This is a genomic window from Veillonella sp. VA141 (genome assembly GCF_003992175.1).
In the GTDB taxonomy this organism is placed as follows: domain Bacteria; phylum Bacillota; class Negativicutes; order Veillonellales; family Veillonellaceae; genus F0422.
On record NZ_RQVM01000001.1, the window covers coordinates 287,527 to 311,954 of the forward strand.

The window sequence follows — 24,428 nt, forward strand, 5'->3', positions numbered from 1 at the left end:
TTCCTTTTATTATATCATTTTTTATGTCTTCTTAATACGGATTCTAACATCATCGCTAGTAAAAGCTCTACAGTAGTCAAACATTTGTGACACAACCTCCTAAAGATTTATTTAAGAAGTACTCTGCTATATATTCATTGGGTGATTTAAACCCCAATACTTTCTGTGCTATGTTATTATATCTACTTGCATATCGTTGATGTGCCTTTAAAAGAGCATTAAGACTCCTAAACTTTCTTATATAGAATCTCTCTCCATCAACCTTATGGCTTCGCTCTACCTTTCCATTTTGCCATGGAGAAAATGGACGTATTAGCTTATGTTTTATCCCTAATTTACGTAATACGCGATCAAACAAACACTCTCGCTCCTTAAGACCATAATTAGTAAACTCTCGTCCATTATCTGTCTGTATCGTATGTATTTTAAAGCCCATACGAGCCTCTAAATCTACTAAGAATCTACTCGTATTAGTTACGCTCTTCTCGTCTACAATGGATAGTATACGTTTCCTAGAGTATTCATCTATAGCCGTAATTTGGTAGTATTTAATGCCATTAGTGTCAAATAGTAAGCACTCATTAGGTACATATTTAATATCAATTTGAACTTTTTCACCTGGATATGTAACTACATCAGGCTTCCAATTGCTTTTATAATATTGTTTAGATTCCTTTGTCTTAGGTATATGCCTGCGTATTTGACAGCACATCGATCCATAGGAGCGAGTATATCCGCGTTTCTTAGCTTCTATATATACTTGTGCCAACCCTTCATGCTTAAATTTCGAGTATACACGCTTAATTAGCGATAACTCTTCTGCTATATGTTGATTCGGATGTGAGTGAGGTCTACGGCTCTTTAACCGTAAGGATGCAATCGTTCCATCATAGCGCTTTACCCAACGTTGTACTTGTTGTCTACTTGTATTATACCGTCTAGCTGCTTCAGCATTGTTTTTATGTTTGATAGCATATTCACAAATTAGTTTACGAAAGCGTAATTCTTCAGTTATAATAGATGACATAAGAAGGCCCCTCCTTTGAGATAATGATTCGGTTTAGCAACTTTCATTATAATAGAGAGCCTTCTTATTTTTTTATTTTTGTCACAAATATATTATACTCTTACATTTTTCGAAAAATACAAAGCTCAGATTACCATATATGAAAATGCCCTTCCAGAGCTTAAAAAATCATATTCCAAGCTGCCAAATTCAAAGGATATTTTGGACAGACTTGATAAATTGCAAGAAAAGAAGAATACCCTCATGCAAGAGTATTCGTCCTCAAAAACCAGATGAACGAGCTTTACAAGATACGGAAAAATTATGGGATTTATTTGGGTAAGGAGATGGCGAGATAACCAGCTCCTTATTAACCCCTACTACATTAAACATCATTCATACATTGTAAAATCTCATAATTCTGAACATGCATCTCATTATTTAGTAAGTTATATTTTTTATTTTCTAAAACTTTTATATTTATATTCGAATTAATGCTATAATCTTTTTCTAAAAATCCTATTGCCGAAACAATTAACTGGCTAAATTGATCTGATGATTCCATAATATACTCGACTAATGTCTGTTTTTTCTCTTGGTCTGTCTCTACATTATTAGAGCTATCAAAAATCATCGGAAATGTTATTCTTTCAGGATTAAATTTCTGTTTTAAATCATTTTTCGGAGAACTCACAAGCTCCAAAATGTTATAAAAATCATTTATTCGCATTTTTACCTTCTTCTTTTTTCCAAACAAAAAAGGTGGTTAGATTTTACTCTAATCACCTTTTGATTCTGTGTATTGCAACTTACTGCAACTTAATTTTTCTGCTACAAAACCTTATTGCATGGTACTTTTAAAAATCAATTACCTACTAAAAATCATGGTTCTGCAACTTACTTTTACTCGTTAAGTTCCCAATGACCATTATTTCCACTACCTACATATTGCAAATTATCTATTTCCTTCAAAGTTCTTTGTATCGTCTTTACACTTACCCCTGCACCTTCTGCAATAGCCTGTCTTGTAATTTTATTATTTAATCTTATTTGTGTTTTTATAAATTTAATCAGTTCATCTCTGCCCTGAGGGACATCGTGAGGGACACTGTGAGGGACATCTTGAGGGACATTCCCTCCACCCACCTTTTGCGTCGCTATCTTCTTCAAAGGAATAATCGTTCTAAATATATCTCCTTCCTCAAATAGCGGATTTTGTCCTGAATAAAGCTGTGTGTACTTGTAGGTATTTCTCATTCCTGAGCCTAATTCATCAGCAAGACCTATTTCTCTAAACACCTTTGATATAGCAGGGTTTTTAGGAAATGGCTCAAATTTCTGTAAGTCTAATGCTCCCATACCATGAGCCAAGTTGCTGTTTTCAACAGTAATTCTCTCATCATCAATAATCATCTTTGCAGGATACCCACTTGAATAATCCCTATGAGCCAATGTATTGGAAACTATCTCTCTAAGTATCCTATCTCTTGCATTGACATTGACTATTCCGTCCAATACAAATAAATCATTCAAATGCTTTTGCCCAAACTCAATAAGCATATCATAGCTATCAATCAGATTCGTTATGACAACATCTCTATCATCATATCTATCCTTGTTTTCAACTCTGAATATACCATCAGTTTTGTGCTGTGGAAGAACGGACATAATAGAGTTGTCTTTTCCAAATAACAGAATAGCTGCTAATGTAATTCCCTCGCGCTTTGTTTCCGGATCGGTCAGTATCAAATTGGCACTTCTAAGAAGTTCTTCATTGCTCATATTCGCCCAAACATGATTTTTATTTCGGAAAACAGCCATTTTCTTAGCTTTATCAATAACAGAAGCATCAAGAAAATCAATATCAAGATTCGGATATACTTTATTAATAAAATAGCTTCCTTGCTTTCTTGCGTATAGCTTATATACAAGTTCGGAATGGTCTGTTATATTGATGTCTCCCTCATAAGACCTATCCCAAATTCTTCCATTATGCCTGCACACCTGATAGCCTTCCGGAACTCTGATGTAAATTACTTTTTTCTCGTCTATATCAAAGATTTCAGGGAGCAAATAAAGTGGCGGATACATCTTTTGCGGATTATTGATCGCCGTAGTAAATTCCTTAATCACTTTATCAACTTTCTCTTTACTAACACCAACAATCTCTCTTTTATCATTTACACCAAGTAAAATATGTCCACCATTTCTATTATTGAAAGAACATACTGTATCAAAGACATCTTTGGTTAAAGCATTTTTGGATTCTTTAAACTCGACATCTATCTTCTCTCCATTTTGAATTAACTTCTTTATTTCATCTATCATCATCTGCTTTTCACCACCCTTTATTTCCCAATGTTTTCTTCAATAAAAACTTCGGAATTTAGAATTTCAACTCTATCTTTATTGACTACAAAAGTAACATAATCTCCATTTTCTAAATTCAAAAGTTCTCTTATCCTTTTCGGGATAGTAACCTGTCCTTTTGCCATAACTTTTACTGTAGCCATAAATATATCTTTCATACTTCCTTTCACCCTATTTTTCCTACAAAATATTATAATATTTTTAGGGCATTTGTTCCACTCTGAAATTAGTTGTCTCTTACTTACTATATGTCAGAACAGTCTCTTTTATCTCATTTTCAACCGCTTCTAAAAATTCTTCCTTTGATGATTTTCCTGGAGCAATATCGGATAGCTCCATTTCCCCACTTTGCTGTTGTTTCTGCTGGCTTAAATGTATCAGATACTATTGTTACGAGGCTAACTCCTTTATGTGTGGCTACAAAGATTTTTCTTATTTCTTTCTACAAATCCTTTAAAGATCAGGTTTCAATAATCCCTGCTCTTGTTGCAGGAGTACCAAGTCCTTTTCTTTCCATTTCCACACCTTTTTCAAGTACGTCATTTCCTGTAATCTCCATAGCCTTTAAAAGCGTATCTTCAGTAAAGTATTTCGGAGGTTGGGGAAATTTTTCTTTAACCTCTTTATTTTCCAACGCTCAAAACATCACCAACACTTACATCGGACAATACAGTATTTTCACTCTTTTTTGATTTGTATTCTTTAAGGTATTTGCTAAAGTCTTCATCTTTAATTACCTTACCTGAACTTGTAAGTTCAAAACCGTCAAATGAAGCTACAATCTTTGCTATATTTTCAATCAGAGGATAGCCTACACTTGCATTAAATTTATCGGATATAAGGAAGTAACCTTTTGCTTCACTTAAGGTAATTCAGAAACATCTTTTTTTACGGAACTGATTGTCGGTATGATTGCATGATTGTCCGTAACCTTTTAGAGTTAAATACTACCTTGATACGCTCTGTATCAAAGTCATTTTTACCCAAAGTGTTGTTGACTGTACTCACAATCATATCCTCTGTTAAACACCTGCTGTCTGTTCTGGGGTAAGTAATCAGTTTCTTTTCATACAGACTTTGAGTATAGTCAAGTGTCTACTTGGCACTATATTCAAAATAGTTATTGCACTTCCTTTCAAGCGTAGAACCATTTTGCGTTTTTATCATGAAATGCCCGGACCAAATTAAGGATTGCAAACACTATTGACCCTATTCCCAATATCATCCACATAAATACCCCCTCCCCGACAAATTTAAGTTCACGTCTATACAAATCCTTTTTATCTTTATAAACTGGGATTTATCAAGACAAAAAGTCTTGAGCTTCTCTTCTTATTTCTTCATCAATATCCTTATTATGAACAATGTCATTTAAAATCGCAAAGTATACCTGTTGCTCTTGCTCTCCGTTTTTCACTCTGTTCAACATCCAAATAGTGTGCATAGTGGGACATCGTTTGATAGAAGAGATTAAGAGAGGTTCATATCCCTGCTTATAAAATTTTTCTACAAAATGGACAATCGAACCCGGTGCTCCAAAATCAGAAAGTGGGTGTCGCTCTATAAATTGTAATAGTGGTTCCACTGCTTTAATGCCAATACCACTTTCTTCAATTTCCTGTATACAATCATCCATTATTTCAATGAAATTATCTGTATCTATTTCGTTTTCCATTCTTTCAATTAAGTTATTTAGCTTGCTCATCGTCATCCCTCAGAAATTCAAATTTAATAAATAGGCTTCCCTATTTTTATTTTTCTACGCCATTCTGATGCCAATACATCATCTGCTAAGTATTCATCCATTTCGACAATTAAATCGTTTTCTACTCTAATAAAACTTACCACATGAAATGATACGCTTTTATACTTCAAAAATAGTTGACACACCAGAATAATAATATTATTAGTTTTATCAATGCGTTCTATCTTCCCATCCCAATCTCATGGATATTCACAATTAGCTTTAATATATTATTCAACAGTAAACATTTCATTGGTACAATGGCTTTTTATAATAGCATCATCTCGGAAATATGTCCTCAATTTTATTTTGTGAAACTATATCATCAAAAAAGGTTTCTATATTCAAATCATCCACCTCCATAAATTCAATGTCCTCTATCTCTTTCTTTTCATCTCCTTGACCTAACTGTCAAGAAGCATCCCTCGCTCTGAAGAGCTCGGTCAATTCTAGTTTGCTTATATTATTTTAACATACTCAATATCTAAACAAATAGAATCTCCACTGACCATTACTAAATTCTCCAGCGGCAAAACTATGGGATTCTCCATCAATATTCACAGTATAAATCGATAATCTGCAGATCTGATTGTTGAACGAATCTTTTATCAATACAATTTCTCCAGTCTCTTTCCATGTGTATTTAAATATGCTTTTACCAAAAAGAATTGTATCATAACTTCCAGTAACTTCGTGCTGCCAAGTTTTTGATTTATACATTTTCATTGCAACTATACTTTTCAACTCCATGTTTGCTTCATTCTGCGCTCATTAATATATGCCAGAGGGGTTTATAGCTTATATGCATATTTTCTGCCTTTCTCTTGTGTCATCTATCACTAATGATCCTTTTTCTATTATATCAGCACTCTTGCTAACTCATAAACATTTCTTGGCACAATCGTCTGTTCCTTCTGGATTGTGCTTTTCCTTTCTTTTCTTGTTTACATCTACCTATCCATCAGCTGCTTTATACCTTGGCTCTTTACTGATGTGCGATAAAGAAGTAATAGAAGTGTAAAAAATTTTGCCGTTCCTATCCGGCACTTGCGCATTGTGTCGGATAGGTCGGGCGGTTATTCGGGCAAGTCCACCTTGCCAACAAAAGAATAATAAATCTCAATGTCCTGTCTGCGGGTCTTGTTCTCGTCATAGCTGCACTCATGCACAACGATTTTCTCTACAAACTCCCGCAGCAGAGTAGGGGTAAGTTCTTCAAAGCTGGTATGCCGCCGGACAACATTCATAAACTTTTCTGCGTTCACGGTGGCTTCCTGTGCTTTGGAAAGCTCCGCTTGAATAGCAGCGGCTCTTTCTTTCAGCTCCCGTTGCTCTGCTTCATAGTCTGCCGACAGCTCTGTGAAACGCTCGTCTGATATGCGCCCGGTCACGCTGTCCTCATACAGCCGCTTGAAGATAGCGGATAACTCGGCTATGCGTTTCTCGGAGGCTTCCAGTTCCTTTTTCTTGGCGGCGTTCCTGCGTTTGCCCCCGTCCTCGTTCTGCTCAATCAAGAGTTTCATAAACCGGGCTTCATGCTTTGCCGCATAGCTGGTCACTTTCCGCAGATTGGAGAGTACACCAGCGGTCAAGAGGTCGGTGCGGATAAAGTGCGCCGTACAGTCATGGGTGCGTTTCTTGTAGTTGCCGCAGATATAACAGTCCTGCTTGCGCTTGTCCGTCTGGTATCGCTGCTGATACATCACGCTGCCGCAGTCCGCACAGAACAGTATGCCGGAGAACAAACCCACTTCATCATAGCGGTTTGGGCGTTTGCGCTGTTTGCGAAGCTCCTGCACCCGTTCCCATGTTTGGGTGTCTATGATAGGCTCGTGGTGGTTCTCGAAAATCACTTGCTTTTCCGGGGGATTTTCTACACTGTGCTTGACTTTGTAAGAAAGTTTTTCTGTCTTGAAATTTACCAGACAGCCTGTGTATTCCCGGTTTTCAAGGATATGCACTACGGTATTGGTCGCCCACTTGCACTCATAGCCGGGGTGGTAGCGGCGGGTGCTGCCCGTCCTGCGGTATTCAAGCGTTCCCGGCGTGGGGATTTGCTGCTCTGTGAGCATACGGGCTATCTTGGTCGGACCATTCCCGGCAAGACAGAGGTTGTATATCTGCTTGACTACGGGTGCAGCTTCCTCGTCAATAATGAAATTTTCATCCTCGTCCATGAGGTAGCCATACACAGGCTTGCTTGTGATGGGCTTGCCATTCATGCCTTTTGAGCGTTTTACTGCTTTGATTTTCTTGCTCGTATCTCTCACCAGCCATTCGTTAAAGATATTCCGCAGCGGGGCAAAGTCATTGTCGCCCTGTGCGCTGTCCACTCCGTCATTGATAGCGATGAAGCGGACACCTTTCTGTGGGAAAATCATTTCCGTGTACATTCCCACTTGCAGGTAGTTTCGCCCTAACCTCGACATATCCTTTACGATAACTGTCCCGACTTTTCCGGCTTCAATGTCCGCAAGCATGGCTTGAAAACCGGGTCTTTGAAAGTTCGCACCAGAATAACCGTCGTCCGTGTACCAGCGCAGATTGGAAAAGCCGTTCTGCTTTGCATAGGTTTCAAGGATACGCTTCTGATTGGAAATGGAATTGCTTTCGCCTTGCAGCTCGTCCTCATGGGATAGTCTTGGGTAAAGGGCGGTAATTGGTTGTTGGTTGGTCTGTCTTAACATAAAATCCTCCGTTTCCGACAGCCAGCCCCACTATTCCGTACCTTGATTGTACCACATGGGGCGGCTGTCTGTATAGCGGCAAAAGCGTCAAATCTGCTTCTTTATGGTCGGTCAAATCGCCGTTTTTTGTGTAGCAGCTTCCGCTTCCAGCACTTTCATCATCTTGTCGGCTGCGGTGTCGGTTGCGCCCTGCTTGAAGAAGCCGGAAACGGTAAGGACGGAGTTGCCCATGCGGATTTCCGTCACACAGTCCGGGCGGCGGTCTGTTTTGGTGGTGCTTGTCTGTTTCGTTTCTGTCATAGGCTCTCCTTTCGCTGCTTCATCAGTTGCTTTAAGCGTTCCAGCTTTTCCTGTGCGGTTTCCTTTCGGAAGTTGCTGCCCGTGAAGCGGACGGGGGCGCACATGGAAGTCAGCCTGTCATAGATACGGGCGTGGGGCGTGTCCTGCGGGTGCTGCAATTCCTCCAGCGTGAGGTTGGTCGTGGCGATCAGCGGCTTGCCGCTTCGGTAACGGCTGTCAATCACGCTGTAAACCTGTTCCAGCCCGTATTCTGTTCCTCGCTCCATACCGAAATCATCAAGTATCAGCAGAGGGTAGCTGCAAAGGCGGGAAATATATTCGTTCCTGCCCTCAAAGCTGGCGGCAAGGTCACCCAGTATCGTTGCAAAGTTTGTCATGCAGACGGCAACCTCTTTTTCCATAAGGGCGTTGGCGATACAGGCGGCAAGGTAGCTTTTTCCCGTCCCCACGCCGCCCCAAAACAGGTAGCCGATATTTTCAGCCTACATGGTTTCCCAGCTCTCCACATAAAAGCGGGCGGTTTCGGTCTGCGGGTTTCTGCCGTTGTCATGCTCAAATGTCCAGTTCCGCATAGCAGGGTCGGTAAAGCCCCGGCGTTTCAAGTCCTCCACTTTTTCAAGGTGCTTCTGTCGGCTTTCGGCGGCTTGCTGCTTTTCACGGGCTGCCCGCTGGCAGTCGCACTCTGCCGGGTGGCGGTCACGCCCGAAACAAGTCTTTCCCTCTGCAAAATAGGCTTCTTTGGGCGTATGGCACTTACCGCAGTATAAAAGCCCGTCCTCGCCTGTGTAGTCCTCCGCTTCGGCGGTAGTGGCTGTAATGTCCGTAATCATAGCTTCAATTCCGTTTTTCATAAGCTCTCGCCCTCCTTGCATGAATAATCGGGTATGCCCTGTTTCGGGGCAGCCTTGCCTTTGGCAGCGTCCTCCTGCGCCCACTTGTAAATGGTGGCTGCATGGCTGTGGTACTGTTTCCCGGTGGAAGCGATATGGCAGGAAAGCCGGTCAATATAATACTCCCACTTGTCGGGCAACTCTGTTTTTAGCCCGGAAAGCTCTGTATCGGTCAGTATCACATTGTTGTATCTGCCATAAGCGGCGGGGGCGGGGTGTCCCGTTTCTCCCTCTCTCTCTTTTTCTATCTCTATCTCTTTCTCTAACTCTATCTCTATCTCTGGTGGACGAATGTCGGACAAATGTCCGCCTTTTGTCCGGGGCGGTAAAAGTGCCTTGTTTTCCAGTCTTGCAGCCCGTTTCCGCTCGGCTTCGGTAGAGGACTGTCCTATCATCAGCTCAATGTCGGTCATATAGAAAGCCCCGCTGTCAAGCTGCTCCACAAGCCCCAACTGCCGGAAAATCTCTAAAGCCCTCTCAACCGTCCCTATCTGGTGGCGGGTCAGTGTCGCTATCATCTGCGCTGTGTAGGGGATATGCTCGTCAAGCTGCAATTTCCCGCCGTTTTTCAGCGATTTTAAGTACAGCTTCAAGAGGATATTGGAGTATAAAATCCCGTCTTTCATATCTTCCAGCAGCACAATGGAGTCGCTGTCAAAAAAGTTCTCTTTCAGCTTGAGGTAGTAATACTTGCGGTTATCTGCCATTGTCCCTGTCCTCCTTTTTCCGGCATTTGGAGTAGTAGTGGGGGCAGAGTATGATAACCGCCCGGAAGCTCTGCTTGCAGCTATGGGTACAGCCCCGGCAGAGGTCATTGTATGTGATACGATCGCAGGTGGAATTCCCGACTTTCACTTGCCGCAGGAAAAAAGACCATTCCAGCCGCCGTTTCTTGCTCATTCTTGGCATGGGTGCGCTCCTTTCTGCCGTTTCCGCTGGTGTGGCGGTATCGGCGGTAATTCTGTATCATCTCGGTATCATTTTCGGGTTTTTTCTGCCCTATAAGCCCGTTAAAAAATCCTTTGGTATTTGCGGATAGGGTACGGGGCAGCCCCCTTGTTCTGTATAGGTTCGGGTACATTTTGGGGCGGTTTTTATCGTTCCTGTTCCTGCCTTTTCACAGGCTTGCGCTCCCGGTGTAAAATCTGGTCGATATTGCCCTTGACAGTCTGTAAGCGGCGGTATTCCTCCCGTTTTGCCCGGTAATCGTTGTAGCCGCTGTTTTTCTCTTGGATAAGGGTTTCAATCTCTGCTTGCAGGGCTTTATAGCTCGGCAGCTTGGAAATGCCGTTTTCCCTGAAATAGCGGGCGGCTGCGTCTGCTATGATAAAGTCGCTTTCGTACTTCTGACGGTAGGCTGCTTTTGCTTTGGCGTTTTTCTGCTGTTTCAGCCCGTCCCGGACAGGGCGGGTCTTGGAATAGGCAAGCACCTGCCGTTGCAGCTCCTTTTTCCCGTTCAGCGTCTTTTCCATCTGCTTCAGCTCTGTAAGGCTTTCCCGCATGGCGGTATAGGCGGCAGAACAGGCTTCGTCCAGTTCCTCCGGGGAAGAAAAGCCGTACTGCTGATAGGCGGTAACGGTAGCTGCCATTTGCTTTAGGTTGTGCTTTGCCGCCCAGCGGTCATAGCCCACGCCCTTGCCCTCGGCTCGCTTGGCTTCCCGGTCAACCATGCGCTGCAAGGTGTTGTCTGCCGGGGTGGTTTTTGTGGTTTTTTCCCCTTGTGACAGCTTTTTAACCGCGGCAGGGTATTCGAGTATGGCTTTGCTCTGTTCGGCGGCTCTGTGGGCGTTCTGCGTAAGCAGGACAAGGACAGCAGCCTTGTCAAAATCGTCCCCCAGCTTCCGGGCTGTGATAGGCTTTGTCCTGTCCGGCGTGAGGTAGGAAAGCCGCCCCCGGCTCTCCTTGACGGTCACACCCTCCCGCAGCAAAAGGGAAGAAAATTCGTCAAAGCTGCCAGCTTGGGAAAGTGCCTGCCGTATCGTCCGGCGCAGCTTCGCCTTGTCCGTTTCAAACTTGGTGGGCTTGGTCGGCTGTCCTGCGGCTTCTCTGACAGCGTTCTCTTTATCAAGGGCAAGCTGTCCTTTCTTTGCCGCCCAGTATTCCCGTTCGGTTATCCGTTCCTTGCTGCCGCTTAGGAGGTCGATTTGGTAAAGCCCCTCCCGGTGGCACATCTCCATGACTTCACTCTTGAAATATTCCATAGCGGCGTTGGTGCAGCGGTGCTTGCAGCCCTCCCGTGTGTCGGCTGGTCTGTCCATGTAGGGCAGAAGCGGGACTTCATAAATCCGCAGGGAGTTGATGACGATATGCACATGGATATTGCCGCTGTGGTTATGCCCGTCCGGGTGGGTGCAGACTAAGGCTTGGTGTCCGGGGAAATGCTCTTTACAGAACTGCTCGCCCAGCTCCTGCGCCCGGTCTACGGTCAAGCCGTTGTCTGTCCCGTCCCGTGGGTCAAAGCTGATGATATAGTGGTGGCTTTTCACATCTTCCCGTTTTTGGTTTTTCTCATAGCGGAGATTAGCCCGCATACAGGCAACAGCGAAATCCTCGCCCCCACAGTTGAGGGAAGAAATGCGGTAATCCTCCCTCGGTATCAGCCGCCCGTTTTCATCAAGGGTGGGCTTCATGGTAAACTCGTCATGCTCAAATGTGAGATAGGCTTCCGCTGCGCCATAGTCCGCATTTTTAGAGCTGATATGTTTGAATGTTGCCAACAGCGTCACCCACTTTCTGCAAGACTTCAAACTTTAGGGCAGCAAGGTCGGAAACCGCCGCCCGTACCTCCCCGGCAAGCTGCGGGTAGGGGCTGTGCCACTCGTTCAGCGTCCGGGCTATCTGGTTTAAGTTGCCGCCGATCCTGCCGTATTCGGCGGTCAGCTTCCCGACAGCGGCAAGCAACTCGTCATTGACGGGGGAAACGGTTATGATGGGGCGTATGGCTGCCCCGGTTATGGCTTGCCGGATAAACTCGGCTTGGCTCATGTTGTAAGCAGAAAGCCTTTCCGCAAACTCGGCGTATTCTTCCTCGGTCATGCGTGTCTTGACTACCCGGCTGCGGTGCGGCGTGTTATATCGTTTTCGCATGGTAAAACCTCCTTCGGCTGTGCGTGGTGTCCTCTCACTAATAGGAGAAAAACAGGGTGTAAAGCGGAACTGTTTTTGAAAAATCCGAAAAATTATTTTGAGGGATTTTCCAGCGGAGTAAGCCGCATAAGCAGGGTTTGGGGAAGGCACTCCCCAACAAGATTCCCGCAGGGGCAAAATGAGCGATAAGCGAATTTTGGTACTGCGGTAGAATCTTGCTCTGAAAAACTCCGGCGTTCCCCGGCTTCCGTACTTTCCGCTAACAAGACGTTTCAAAAGGGCTTTGCTACCCGCTATTCCGGCATATCTTGAAAATTTTCCTTTCACTACCTACAACACCACGCAAAGCAAAATGGACGGAGATTTTTAGAATTTCCCCTTATTCCCTACAACACCACGCAAGCCGAAAAAGGCGGACAATGGCAGTATTTTTTTCTTTGATACCCTCCACGGATAAGTAAGGGATTTTGCCAACTGCGGCGGCAATTTTCCCTTTTGTTTTTTCATACTGGGGATTTTCAAAAATGCCAAACAGGAACGAAAAAAAGCAGCAAATCTGTTGAATAGATTTACTGCTTTCTGGTTGCCGGCGAAGCGGCGGTTATTCAGTTGTAGGCGGTAGGGCTATCTCCCAAAGCGGAACTTGAAAATAGCTGTGAGAAGCGTCTGGGTGATGTAGTCCTCTGTATCTTGGTCTACCCGTCCATTCACACGGGCGGCACATTGTATGCGGCGGCGGTAATACTGCAATACAGTTCCCACCGCTTCCGGCTCCCCGCTGGTGGCTTGGACGATTGTTTCATAGGGGAGAAGCCTATTATTTCTCATATGCCATTCCCTCCATTTCCGCTTGGAGCTGCCGTAGGACTTTTCGGATATGGTAGCCCGCTGTGCTGCGGCTGCGCCCGTACTGTCTGCCAATTTCGTGCTGTGGAATACGCTTGAAAAAGGACAGGTAAATCATTTCCCGCTCCCGTTCGTCCAGCCGTGACAGGGCTTCCGCAAGTAAGCCGCTGCTGAAAATGACCGTATCGCCGCAAAGGGTAAGTATGTATTCCTCGTCCGGCTCCGGGGCTTGGAAATATTCATCTGTCGTGCCTAAAGGGTAGTGCTTTTCGTCTGTGAGGTATTCAAGGGATATTTCTCTTTTGTGCTTCCTGCTCCGTGTCCTCGCTGCGTTGATCGTTGCATTTCGGATAACGACTTTGCAAAAGGCATGGAAAGTGTACTCGATATGTTCCCGATATTCTTCTGTACAGGTCATGGAAAATCCCCCTTTCCTCCCAAAAGGGCTGTGGCTGGTTAGTAGTTGCTTTTTATGATAGTAAGGGGCGGCAGCACTTTAGGCTGTCGCTCCTTGACTGCCTAACTGCAAAACCGGGCGGGGCTGTCAACGGCGGGCGAAGCCCGTTCATCTTGACCGTTGACTGGCTCGGCCAGGTTTGCTATTTATCCGGCAAACTTGAATTTATTTTAAGCTATCACGTTTTACCTTTTTAAGCCTTACTATCATTACCATAGGAATTTCTTTGTTGTTTTTGAAACATTCTTCATAAAATCCATCAATGACAAATCCAGCTCTAAAACAAAGGTTAAAAATATCTTGTATGGAACGATGATAATAAATCTGCTCCTCCGGTTGCCCTTCAATCGCTATACCATAGTAACTGTGCGGTGTCATATATTTTTCAGTCAACGTGATAAAACAAGGGTGTTGCGTTGCAAAGACAAAAATTCCGCTTTCCTCCAACAGTTCATAAACAGCCATAAGAAGTGGTTCAATATCCGTAATATCCATAATTGCCATATTAGAAACTGCTTTCGTAAAGGCTCGATTTCTTTTTAATTCTAATATACTTTCTCTATTGGTCGCATCCGCTACACAAAATTCAATTTGTTTTGCATATTGTGATTGCCGTCTTTTAGCCAATTCTATCATTTTTTTGCTGTAATCAAAAGCGACAATCGAAGCGCCTCTTTGTGCAAGATACGAAGAATAATTTCCATTGCCACACGCAATATCCAAAATGTAATCCGCAGGATTAGGAGATAGAAGTTCCGTTACTTTGGGACGCACTACCTCTCTGTGAAATTCATTAGATTTGTCACCCATTGCATTATCCCAAAATTGTGCGTTTTTCTCCCAGATTTTTTTACTTTCCTCTGTTCCCATGTTCTCTCCCACTCCCAAAATTTGCCTTTTTGCTTCCATTAAATCTTCCTTACTATATTCCATTGTTACCCTCCATAACTTCTGATTGTTGCCGTCTTGACTATTATGTATCTTTTCTTTCCAAAATGGTATAGGCTTTTATTTTTATAATGCTGCAAAACTTTTCTTCTGTAAGGTATTCAAAGGATATTTCCCTTTGCCGCCGCTATTGGAAAGCCAAAAGCAGCGGCTTTTTTACGCGATATGACCGAAAAGTCTAGAAAGCAGGATATGTCATCATTTGTCATTTCTTCTCAATGTAATAACTGCATGGCATATCAAGCCAAATACAAGAGAAAAACAGCCACCGCCAAATAGTGATGCTCCCCACCCTGCACCCGACATTGTCATAAAACCGCCAACAAAGAAAATACCAATGCCAAGAAATATCCCGACACCATAAAAAAGTCCAATTGCCATATCATACTTATTAAATTGTCGTTTCTCTTTTTTTTCACATGTTTCCATTTTTGTTATTACCTCCTTCGCAAAATCGTCCATGTGGACTCCAAAAAGAAAACAAATTTTTTTCAACGTATTTAAATCGGGTTCATTAACATCTCTCTCCCAATTCGATAGCGCCTGCCGGGTAACATTCAATTCCCCAGCCAGTTCTTCCTGTGTCATTCCCGATTGTGTTCGCAGATGACGTATTTGCTTTCCTGTTGTAATATCCGTCTGTTTCTGGTTCAAAATGGTTCCTCCTCTCTGATGCTGATTTTATCAATGATATTTCGGAATAGCCAGCAATGAACGCTTGCATTGCGCAAGACGTTACATTATCTTCTGAAACATATGCCGGATCTTGTCTAAACGGCTGTTCGGGCGGCGTGGCTGAAATACAGGCTCGCCGGAAGTTTCCTGATACCCTTTTAATTCTGTAATGCAGACACTTCTTCCATTTGTATAAAAATTCAGATCATTCCTATATTCACCGATACAACGGGCAGGGATTTCACCCTTAAAAATAACTTCATCTTTTTCAAGTCTGGTTGATTCAATGATTGCGCAATACTTTGGTGCATCATTATAAGCCCGTGAAAGATATTCCTGCGGTGCAAAAAGGGTAAAGGAAAGGTATGGTTCCAACAGTTGTGTCCCTGCTTTTTTCAATGCCTGCTCCAACACGACAGGCGCAAGAAAACGAAAATCAGCGGGGGTGCTGACCGGGCTGTAATAAACTCCATAATCAAAACAAATTTGGCAGTCTGTCACTCCCCAGCCATATAAGCCCTGCTCCATTCCATAACGCACACCCTCCATGACGGCATTTTGAAAACTTTGGTTTAAATAGCCGAGAGATACCTCGCTTTTATATTGTGTTCCGCTTCCAACAGGAAGCGGTGTTACAGTCAAACCAATAGATGCCCAAAACGGATTCGGCGGCACTTCAATATGAATCGTGCAGCTCGCTTTTTTTTGCGGTCTTTCCAGATAAATAACCGAAGGCTCTTTCATAGCCACGCCCACATGATATTTTTCTTCTAATAGCGAACAAATAACTTCTAACTGTACTTTTCCCAAAAAAGATAACATAATCTCATGGGTAACAGTATCAATGTCAAAATGCAAAAGAGGGTCTGTATCAGCAATCTCTGCGAGGGCATTTAACAGGGCTTCCCTTTGCTCCGGCTTTTGCGGCTCTACCGTTGTCCGAAGTAATGGCATGGGATTATCAATCCGTGTTTTGTGAGGCAGGAGTTTTTCATTTCCCAGGATATCGTTCAGTTTCAAAGTATCATCAGCTAAAATAACAATTTCTCCCGGACAGGCATGGTCAGCCGGGACGATTTCACCATTTGACGGAATACACATTTCTGTAATCTTTATTTTTTCCTTTTTTGACAGCAGCAGGGTATCCCGTAAATGGAGCGTCCCATGATACAGGCGTAAATAAGAAAGCCGTTTTTTCCGCTCTGTATACTCAACCTTAAAAACATATCCACATAATTCAGACTGAATATCGTCCGTTTCTGTAATGAAAGTTTCTATAATCGCTTCAATCAGTTTTTCTGTTCCTAAATTGTCTTTTGCACTCCCATGATAAACAGGAAACAAAGAGCAGCATCTGGTTCTTTTGCACTTTTCATATTGTAATTCCTGTATATCCAAAGAATCCTCTGCAACATATCGTTCTAATAGTTCATCGCTTCCGGAAATAATCATATCCCATTTGTCTAAATCAGAAATATCGGTCATGGTTATCTTTGGCGACAGGGAAACCTCCTGCATGACAATCATATCACTGGTAAGTTTATCTTTAATGCTTTGGTAAACACACTGCAGGTCGATCCCATTTTGGTCTATCTTATTTATAAAGATAATTGTCGGAATGTCCATTTTCTGAAGCGCATGGAATAATATACGGGTTTGTGCCTGTACGCCGTCTTTTGCTGAAATGACTAAAACAGCTCCGTCAAGGACAGATAAAGAGCGGTATGCTTCGGTTAAAAAATCCATATGACCGGGAGTGTCCACGATATTGATTTTATAATCATTCCAATAAAAAGAAGTAACCGCTGTCTGAATGGTAATTCCCCGTTGCCGTTCCAAAATCATAGTGTCTGTTCTTGTGGTCCCTTTATCCACGTTTCCCTGTTCCGCAATCGCTCCACTGGTGTATAGCAGACTTTCTGTCAATGTAGTTTTTCCTGCGTCTACATGGGCCAGAATGCCGATATTGATTATTTTCATGTGATTGTCCTCCCTTTACAGCCCCAAAGGGCATAAAAATCCCCAGCAGTAAAATACTTTTACCACTGGGGATTCTAATTTGCAGACATACACATATACAGCATACACCTATTTGTGATTGCTGTTTTTTGAATATGTCAAAATTGATAAGGCAAAAGTATTCTTAAATTGGGTACAAAAAACCAAGCCCCCACAAAAGGAGCTATCATAATTCTTTGTTCCCACTATTTGATTATAGTTTTATTTAAGAATACCTTGCCGCATATTTTTTACTCCTTTTCTGGAATGAAGCTATTATATCACATCAGTTTTAGGAAAGAAAGTACTTAAAAGAAATTTTTCTTCCCCTTATATGTAACAATCATACCGGCTTCCTGGTGTTCAGAATGGTTTCTGCTGTCTGCTGTGGTGTTTGATTGGAATTGTCCAGCCAAAAGCCGATCCGTGGTGTTGTCTGCATAAATGTATCGTATAAGGTTTCAACCGTAAAGCCGGAATAGCCTGTTTTCTCCCTGTATCGTTCCCTTTCTTTTATTGTTTCCACATCTGGACAAAGAACGACAACCTCAACAGGGTATTTATGCAGATAATTTATCATTCGGTTTAATTCATCACCGTAGTAGTTATCTTGGATCACTACAGAAAAGCCGTTGTCAAAGTATGACCTTGCCGCATCAGCAGTCAATTTGTATCGAAGGTACAGCTGGCGGACTGCTTCCGCTGATGGGGTAGCTGACATATTTTCTCTGCCTGAAATAATCATTTTTCGGAACACATCACCACGAAGATGGACGCATTTTTCTATTGATTTTGCCAGTAAATCGGAAACTGTAGATTTTCCAGAAGCCATTAAGCCTGTAATGAGATAAATTTTTTGTTTCATTTCACTTCCTCCGGCACAAAAAATATGTACATGTAACTAATTCAACACATTTATAATTTGAATAGGGACATTATAGCATTTACTAAATACAAATTCAATGTATACGGAAAGAAAGATATAAGGAGTGGGAGGGATTCCGCCGTAGTCGGCATTGTAGGAAAATCCAAAAGTTTAGATTTTCCCACAATGCTTATCTTTTGGTCTTTGGTTCGGAATAGTGTAGTGCTGGCGGTCTATCTCTTGTTTTCGGTTGCTTGCTTCCTTACCGTACATGAGCATTAGCACCGGGATTGTCATTACCATATCCTTCCATCAAGTTGATAACGCTCCATGCTCCAAGTCCTGCACCTACTGCCATAACCAAAATCTTTAATACATTAACTGCCTATATAAAAAACGCTATAAGTTATTCCTCCTCGTTTTCTTCTTTCTTTTCAATCTTGTTATATGACTTCACTACAAAGTTTTTGTAAGTTTTTCCCTCTTTTTCAGCTTTTTCTCTATAGGTTGCAAAGTTAATATACTCCTTGCCTTTACCGTACTTTTTTACAAGCGTGAAGTTTACAACTTCTACTTTCTCTCCTTCATTTTCAAAACTTGAGAAAGTAGGCTCTGCCAATAAGTTGGCGTTGATGTTAATCATTTCTTACTTCATTAAAAATTTCTTCTTTTCAATAAAAAAAGCGACCGGAGTTTTTCTTTTCCAATCGCTAACGCTCATACTATTTGATTATTTCCTTTGTGGGACTTCTGATCCTTATCATCTTGCCTCCTGATTTTGGGTAAAATAAAAGACGATAGATTTTTTTCTTTTCTATCGTCTCAGGTACTATTTCTATTTGATTTTTCTGTCAGATATACTGGGAGTTGAAAACATCTCCGATTTGCACAAAACTTAAAATATTCTTCTCTAATCTTCTCTAATGGATAAATTAAAGTTGTTCGTTAGAACAGAATGCATTTCGATTTGTCCATATCAATCCTAGCAAATCGGCTTCTACAACTTCATCGTAAACATTCTCATCGATAAATTTCACACAAGCACATTGAGTATAATCTCTTCCGCACTTGTTACATCTATCTTGATTAATTTTATAAAATGGAGCACTTCCAATTTTATGTTCTAACAATTCATCTCTCTCCCCTTTAGTCATATTAAACTGTACATATATACGCCCATCTTCTATCCACATTTTTCTAATTTTATTGGGGTGAATAATAAGTCTTTTGAAGCACACTACATCACCATGAATCAAAGTAAATTTATCAGGATAATTCTCTCCTACTTTAAACTTATTATTTTCTTGATATATAGTCTCAATCCACTCTTCAAACGTCACATCAGATAATTTAGGAATAGCATCAAACAGTTTAACAAAATCATTTACATGACCCGCAAAAGATATATGCCCCGATTCATTTTCTAAATTAACCATAAGACCAAACGATATCAACCTATCATCTTCTCTTTTTACCCAAGCCTGACACAACTCTTTTATTGCAGTAATTACAATGTCCGCAACGCATAAGCTCTTACAGCACAATGTCGGAAAATTGAATATCATATCTTCAAATGAAATCAAGTAAGTATTTGGCATTCTCAAACTAAGCCCTTTACGTTTTAAATATTTCAAAAGAGTAACTGTATCTACATCAAGTATCTTAACCTTTCTTTCACCTCGAACAATAAAACAATCTTTGTTATATATTCCAATATCTATGTCTTCAGCTATCTCAAACTTATTGGTGTATCTAAAATAGACGCGAACGCCTTCTCCTTCAGTTAATTCAATGTGTGCAAAACTATTCGTTTTTTTAACTACAGAATTATGTTTATTGCTTTCTTTTTTTATTTGATCATATTTTTCATCAACACCACCAAAATACTCGCCTATCAATGCATTCTCCCTATAAAACGCACTGATAAGTTCTTTCCACATAGCTACAGAAAAATCGTTATCTATTCTCCACAGTTTTATATATTCCGAGTTCTTTCCATATTTACTTATATCTGTTTTAAAATCAATTCTCTCAAGAATTTGCTCATCATTATAAATTCTAATTGCACCATCAAGATGAGTTGGTAATCCTGTACTCGGATTCATCATGCTATGAACATATCTACATCCCCATAACATAGGTTGTCCATCCTCAAAAGAAATATTTTCTCTATCACATAATTCTTCACATTCAAAAGTTCGTTTTCCATCTTGAATATGCCAATAAAACTGGGTGCTCAATAGATTTGAAAAAGCATTATCATAATGTTCATTTTCATGACAAGTAACGCCTTCAGGAATACAGTTCAAATCATCATTAAAGTGTGGTCCTCGAATATACTGATACTCTAATTCTAGATGCTCTGTACCAACAAGTCCAACCATATCCATATCCAATGCAAGTTGTATTTCAACAGTTGAAACATCACGCATTTTTTCAAAGGAATTAAAAAATTCCTCATTCGTAGTATTCAGTATAGATAAACTTCTACGGAAAAACTGATGCGCAAAGAGTAAATACCCATCTTTATGATAAACACCTGGCACAAGAAATCCCTTTTTATCATTTGCATCTTTTGTGTAAACAGGTTCCAAATCCCGCACATCTGCAAGCCCATCTTTTATTTTTTCTGACCATTCAGGAAAAAGACGATATACAATATCCTTGTCCTTAATGGCCACCGCTTGACCAACTGGTGCAACACGAGATTTATCAGAAAGCACATCGCCTAACCTTCTAACTAGAGTATCAAGTTCTTCCTTGCGCTCTTCACAAAATATCTTGTCGTCAGAAGCTTTTATCATTTTAATCATTTCTTCATGCTCTTCTTTGCTTTCCATGATTGATGACTCATTCGTTACATACGCTTTTCCTGGTTCCATATATACCCCAGTTAGCATAGTATACCCTATCGGCTTTGTTCTGTCATGTCCCAAATTCATAGGAAAAACAGTATTCCACGAGTTATGGTATGCCTTAATAATCGTACTTAATGGCATTATATGATTTTTTCTGTTTATTCCATCTGTCATTGCAACACCTTGATAATTTTCCATTAATCTACCCTCTATCCTCATACACAATCCAAAACATATCTTATTAATAAATTCTAAAGTTATTTATATTATTATACCAAATATCCTATCCTCTAAAAAATCATAGCATAAAATATTACAATCTTGTAATCACCGTATTTCTATTAAACTTAGTTTTACTGATCTCTCTGAATCTTCTATATCAAACACATTCTTTTTATCGTAATCTTCGAGGAGCTTATAGTTCTTATGCTTTGTAATATCGAATTTATCTGACAGAAAAGGGCGTACACCTCTAAGCTGAAAGATACATTTGCCACCATCCATCACTGTAATCTCGTCCTGACTCATCAGCTCTTTCCCAGTCTTTTGATAATTAAGTCCAAAGCTCTTTTAATTGCTCCTTGTTTCCGATGTATTATAAATATCTATCATTTCCTTACCAAGTGTTTCGGAAAGATCTTTAAGTATAGTTTTCTTCTTCCACCGAGAAACAAGGTGCTATCACAGTTACCTACAATGGTGTCGGCATTATCCTTATAGATTGTCTTTAGTTGAGATTGTGCCTGTAAAATAACGCTTGCAGAAATCGCTCTACTTCTGATTATGGCAATCAGCTTTTAAAACTTCGGAATTAAGCCGATATTTGTAAACTCATCGAGTAGACATCTTACATCAACAGGAAGTCTACCTCCATACTCATCATCTGCCTTATCACAAAGTAGGTTAAATAACTATGAGTACATAATAGACACTACAAAGTTAAAGGTATCATCGGTATCTGAGATAATAACAAAGAATGTTGTTTATCTATCTCCCAGTGTATCATACTCAAGTTCATCCCCACTCATCAAGTCTCGTAATTCCTAAATATCAAAGGATGAAAGTCCTGCACCACATGATATAAGAATCGATTTGGCAGTTTTTCTCGCAGCCAATTTGTACTTTTTATATTGCCACACTGCAAAGTGTGTCAGCTCTCTTTTCTCAATTGCTTCAAAGAGTCTATCTATGGGGTTCATATAGGTTTCATCATCTTCTCTGACTTCAGAAGTATCTATCATATCGAGTATATTCAAGCATCTTACCGCACTCAAGGACTATAGTTCCTTTAGGATCGGTTACACAATATGACGAGTGCATCTACATAAGATTCGGTTTTACATAAAATCTCGTTTTTCCACTTCCTGTTCCACCGATTACAAGCACATTTTTGTTACGATCATATTTAGGATTAGCCGGTCTGCCATTCATGGTTAATCATTCTGTTTGCGTAAGCAGGATATTGTTTTAAAACTTTTCATCCATATATGGCTCTATATCTTTTTTCGTTCCCTATCTTGCTGAGCCATACTTTTTCCCCTGTCTAAACTTTTTAGCATTTTTTCCTTTGGTATATACGATAATTTTCATTAAAACAGCTACTACCACGCACATTATAATATCCGTAGGATGAAGGCTTAGAAGAAAGCTCATCGTATTAATCCCTAATATCCCTTGAAAAATTTTGTCAATAATAACGCCACCTATATAGGCTCTTACATTCTAACATCATCGTTAGTAAAAGCAACTCATTTTGCCCTATAACCTGCTCCTCTCAAAAAAGAAAAAGCATACAGCCTCCATCATGGAAACTGTATGCCTATGTATTACACTTCTTTTTCAAAACTAGTATGCCTTATGTTCTAGTACATTGAGCTGTTACTTTCACCAATACTAGTTTATTTCACCAAACGATTGCGAATCATTGCTGCTCCTAATACCAATACAACACAACCGATATGGAATGGTAAGCTATATGGTTCAATATATGGTGCTGCCATTGGATCGTGTTGAATCATGCTTGCAGATACCCAACCTAAGATACCGCCACCTGCGTACAGAATAATAGGGAATTTATCAATCAGTTTTACAAAGATGGTACTGCCCCAAACAATGATTGGCACTGTCACTAACATTCCTGCCACAACAAGACCGAAATGACCTTCTGCTGCTGCCACAACACCCAACACATTATCGATACCCATGACACCATCGGCAATGATGATAGTGGCAATAGCCCCCCAGATATTATCTTTTGCTTCAATATTATGCTCATTGTCCCCATCTTTCAATAAGGAATAACCAATCCAAAGCAACATAATACCCCCAACGATGCGCAACGCTGGAATATTATCTAAGGCTTCAATGAACAAAATTGCCATAATTAACCGCAAGCCAATAGCTCCAGCAGTCCCCCAGAAAATGGCACGCTTGCGCAACGTTTCTGGTAAGTTTTTGGCGGCCATGCCGATAACAATAGCATTATCTCCAGCCAATAATATGTCAATGATAATAATTTGTAAAATTGCTAATAACCCTTGTGTTGATGTAATATCCACCATATCCTCCTATATTTACTACTTAGAATACATTTTATTATAGCATAGGGAATCTATAAAACAAAGGATAGCCAATTCTGTGAATTAGCTATCCTCTATATATGTAGAAACTAAATTATTCTAGCTCCTACCTCTTTATTTTGTTGTGTAATAACACGTTTGCAATTAGATGTTCTTTCTGTTTTACAACAAATCAATGACTTCTCTAATCTAAAATATATACTTTTACTGTTCGACGACCAAATTGGATGGCCTCATTATAGCTATCCATAGCCAAATCAATGCGATGACCTATAATAGCACCACCTGTATCATCCGCTACAGCATAACCATATCCTTCCACATACACTTCTGTTCCTAATGGTATTACATTAGGATCTACCGAAACATACCCACGGCGAAGCGCATTGCCTCTAGCTGTATGTGTACCAGATTCATAACTTGAATAGGCACTTGCTTCCATTTCCAATGTTTTTTTATAGCTTGTTGGTTTGCCTCGTTTGATAGATAGTTTTGACCATGTTGCACTATCAATAGTTCCTGTCACTGGTAATCCATAATGACGCTGGAAACGTATTAAAGCTTCTTTAGTTCCATTCCCAAAGACACCATCAACAGCTCCAGGAGAAAATCCACTATCTACTAATTTAAGTTGTACTTCTTCTATGTTGCGACCACGATCACCAAATCGTGATACTTCTACACTACGGGTATTTCGAGATGCTTGTTGCCCCTCGAATTGTTTTTGATTCTCTAGTAAAGCACGCATTGTTTCTTTACCTACTCTACCATCTGGAGTTAACCCGTGTTCTTTCTGAAAGACGAGTACTGCGTATTCTGTATTATTCCCAAACACTCCATCTGCTGTATCAAGCAAATAGCCTTGGGCTACTAACAACGCTTGTAACTCTTCTACCTCTTTACCGCGATCACCACGTCCAGATGTTGCCAAGGCTGTCACCATGGTACATACCATCAGGAGAATCGCTAGGAGAGTTATTTTTTTCACGATGTTCACCTCATATCTAAATGCTTATACATTTTACCATTTTTTGGGAGATACGTCAAAAAAACAGGACTTTTTTAACACTTTAACACCACTTAGTACCTATTTTTATTATATTTTTCCCACATGTGGT

At 40.8% G+C, this 24,428-nt stretch carries 21 protein-coding genes and 5 pseudogenes; 1 reads left to right on the plus strand and 25 read right to left on the minus strand.

Features of this window, described 5'->3' with window-relative positions; translation table 11 throughout:
• Positions 1 to 76: 76 nt before the first annotated feature.
• Positions 77 to 1,027, minus strand: coding sequence for an IS481 family transposase (locus tag EO112_RS01330; protein ID WP_009354056.1), 951 nt, complete (start codon positions 1,025 to 1,027; stop codon positions 77 to 79).
• 105 nt (positions 1,028 to 1,132) lie between these two features.
• Here EO112_RS01330 and EO112_RS01335 point away from each other — a divergent pair.
• Positions 1,133 to 1,365: pseudogene (locus EO112_RS01335) on the plus strand (endonuclease); the annotation flags it as partial.
• A 26-nt stretch (positions 1,366 to 1,391) separates the two neighbouring features.
• Here the strand turns inward: EO112_RS01335 and EO112_RS01340 are convergent.
• From EO112_RS01340 to EO112_RS01485, 24 genes and pseudogenes are all read right to left on the minus strand, one after another.
• On the minus strand, positions 1,392 to 1,736 hold the full coding sequence (locus EO112_RS01340) for a hypothetical protein (protein WP_206168561.1): 345 nt from the start codon (positions 1,734 to 1,736) through the stop codon (positions 1,392 to 1,394).
• 173 nt (positions 1,737 to 1,909) lie between these two features.
• On the minus strand, positions 1,910 to 3,337 hold the full coding sequence (locus EO112_RS01345) for a helix-turn-helix domain-containing protein (protein ID WP_009354052.1): 1,428 nt from the start codon (positions 3,335 to 3,337) through the stop codon (positions 1,910 to 1,912).
• A gap of 17 nt (positions 3,338 to 3,354) precedes the next feature.
• On the minus strand, positions 3,355 to 3,534 hold the full coding sequence (locus EO112_RS01350; protein WP_038145158.1) for an AbrB/MazE/SpoVT family DNA-binding domain-containing protein: 180 nt from the start codon (positions 3,532 to 3,534) through the stop codon (positions 3,355 to 3,357).
• 79 nt (positions 3,535 to 3,613) lie between these two features.
• Positions 3,614 to 4,522 (minus strand): annotated as a pseudogene (locus tag EO112_RS01355) (DNA topoisomerase); the annotation flags it as partial.
• A gap of 157 nt (positions 4,523 to 4,679) precedes the next feature.
• Positions 4,680 to 5,081, minus strand: a complete 402-nt coding sequence (locus tag EO112_RS01360; protein ID WP_009354051.1) for a hypothetical protein — start codon at positions 5,079 to 5,081, stop codon at positions 4,680 to 4,682.
• Positions 5,082 to 6,196: 1,115 nt separating this feature from the next.
• Positions 6,197 to 7,807 (minus strand): recombinase family protein, encoded by a 1,611-nt coding sequence (locus EO112_RS01375; RefSeq protein WP_002569232.1) that lies wholly within the window; start codon positions 7,805 to 7,807, stop codon positions 6,197 to 6,199.
• Between the two features lie 111 nt (positions 7,808 to 7,918).
• Positions 7,919 to 8,107 carry a transposon-encoded TnpW family protein gene (locus tag EO112_RS01380; RefSeq protein ID WP_002569233.1) on the minus strand — a complete coding sequence of 63 codons (189 nt, stop codon included), beginning with the start codon at positions 8,105 to 8,107 and terminating at the stop codon, positions 7,919 to 7,921.
• Positions 8,104 to 8,958: pseudogene (locus EO112_RS01385) on the minus strand (ATP-binding protein). Before EO112_RS01385 ends, EO112_RS01380 begins: the two are co-directional and overlap by 4 nt.
• Positions 8,955 to 9,704: a phage replisome organizer N-terminal domain-containing protein gene (locus EO112_RS01390; protein ID WP_002569235.1), complete on the minus strand. Its 750-nt coding sequence runs from the start codon at positions 9,702 to 9,704 to the stop codon at positions 8,955 to 8,957. The pseudogene EO112_RS01385 and the gene EO112_RS01390 overlap by 4 nt, the downstream one beginning before the upstream one ends.
• The gene (locus EO112_RS01395; protein ID WP_127162577.1) at positions 9,694 to 9,906 is read right to left on the minus strand and encodes a hypothetical protein; all 213 of its coding nucleotides are present in this window, start codon (positions 9,904 to 9,906) and stop codon (positions 9,694 to 9,696) included. Before EO112_RS01395 ends, EO112_RS01390 begins: the two co-directional genes overlap by 11 nt.
• A gap of 185 nt (positions 9,907 to 10,091) precedes the next feature.
• Positions 10,092 to 11,714, minus strand: a complete 1,623-nt coding sequence (locus EO112_RS01405; RefSeq protein WP_002569237.1) for a relaxase/mobilization nuclease domain-containing protein — start codon at positions 11,712 to 11,714, stop codon at positions 10,092 to 10,094.
• Complete coding sequence (locus tag EO112_RS01410; RefSeq protein WP_002569238.1) at positions 11,686 to 12,084, minus strand: plasmid mobilization relaxosome protein MobC; 399 nt, start codon at positions 12,082 to 12,084, stop codon at positions 11,686 to 11,688. The genes EO112_RS01405 and EO112_RS01410 overlap by 29 nt, the downstream gene beginning before the upstream one ends.
• A 624-nt stretch (positions 12,085 to 12,708) precedes the next feature.
• The gene (locus EO112_RS01415) at positions 12,709 to 12,912 is read right to left on the minus strand and encodes a helix-turn-helix domain-containing protein (RefSeq protein WP_003505336.1); all 204 of its coding nucleotides are present in this window, start codon (positions 12,910 to 12,912) and stop codon (positions 12,709 to 12,711) included.
• Positions 12,902 to 13,348: an RNA polymerase sigma factor gene (locus tag EO112_RS01420; RefSeq protein WP_003505338.1), complete on the minus strand. Its 447-nt coding sequence runs from the start codon at positions 13,346 to 13,348 to the stop codon at positions 12,902 to 12,904. The genes EO112_RS01415 and EO112_RS01420 overlap by 11 nt, the downstream gene beginning before the upstream one ends.
• Before the next feature lie 204 nt (positions 13,349 to 13,552).
• Positions 13,553 to 14,320 carry a class I SAM-dependent methyltransferase gene (locus EO112_RS01425; protein ID WP_003505400.1) on the minus strand — a complete coding sequence of 256 codons (768 nt, stop codon included), beginning with the start codon at positions 14,318 to 14,320 and terminating at the stop codon, positions 13,553 to 13,555.
• A 213-nt stretch (positions 14,321 to 14,533) separates the two neighbouring features.
• Entirely contained in the window at positions 14,534 to 14,989 is a 456-nt protein-coding gene (locus EO112_RS01430; protein ID WP_003505401.1) for an XRE family transcriptional regulator, read from the minus strand.
• 81 nt (positions 14,990 to 15,070) lie between these two features.
• Positions 15,071 to 16,990: a tetracycline resistance ribosomal protection protein Tet(32) gene (gene tet(32) / locus EO112_RS01435; RefSeq protein ID WP_003505402.1), complete on the minus strand. Its 1,920-nt coding sequence runs from the start codon at positions 16,988 to 16,990 to the stop codon at positions 15,071 to 15,073.
• 361 nt (positions 16,991 to 17,351) lie between these two features.
• Positions 17,352 to 17,873 (minus strand): AAA family ATPase, encoded by a 522-nt coding sequence (locus EO112_RS01440; RefSeq protein ID WP_003505403.1) that lies wholly within the window; start codon positions 17,871 to 17,873, stop codon positions 17,352 to 17,354.
• 274 nt (positions 17,874 to 18,147) lie between these two features.
• A pseudogene (locus EO112_RS01445) lies at positions 18,148 to 18,258 on the minus strand (Maff2 family mobile element protein); the annotation flags it as partial.
• A gap of 21 nt (positions 18,259 to 18,279) precedes the next feature.
• Complete coding sequence (locus tag EO112_RS01450) at positions 18,280 to 18,516, minus strand: hypothetical protein (protein ID WP_009354055.1); 237 nt, start codon at positions 18,514 to 18,516, stop codon at positions 18,280 to 18,282.
• Positions 18,517 to 18,805: 289 nt separating this feature from the next.
• Positions 18,806 to 20,929, minus strand: a complete 2,124-nt coding sequence (locus tag EO112_RS01455; protein WP_127162579.1) for a hypothetical protein — start codon at positions 20,927 to 20,929, stop codon at positions 18,806 to 18,808.
• Between the two features lie 115 nt (positions 20,930 to 21,044).
• Positions 21,045 to 22,453 (minus strand): annotated as a pseudogene (locus EO112_RS08330) (VirD4-like conjugal transfer protein, CD1115 family); the annotation flags it as partial.
• Between the two features lie 176 nt (positions 22,454 to 22,629).
• Positions 22,630 to 23,289: a TerC family protein gene (locus tag EO112_RS01480; protein WP_127162581.1), complete on the minus strand. Its 660-nt coding sequence runs from the start codon at positions 23,287 to 23,289 to the stop codon at positions 22,630 to 22,632.
• A 205-nt stretch (positions 23,290 to 23,494) separates the two neighbouring features.
• Positions 23,495 to 24,298 carry a peptidoglycan-binding protein gene (locus EO112_RS01485; RefSeq protein WP_305037006.1) on the minus strand — a complete coding sequence of 268 codons (804 nt, stop codon included), beginning with the start codon at positions 24,296 to 24,298 and terminating at the stop codon, positions 23,495 to 23,497.
• Between the last annotated feature and the right edge of the window lie 130 nt (positions 24,299 to 24,428).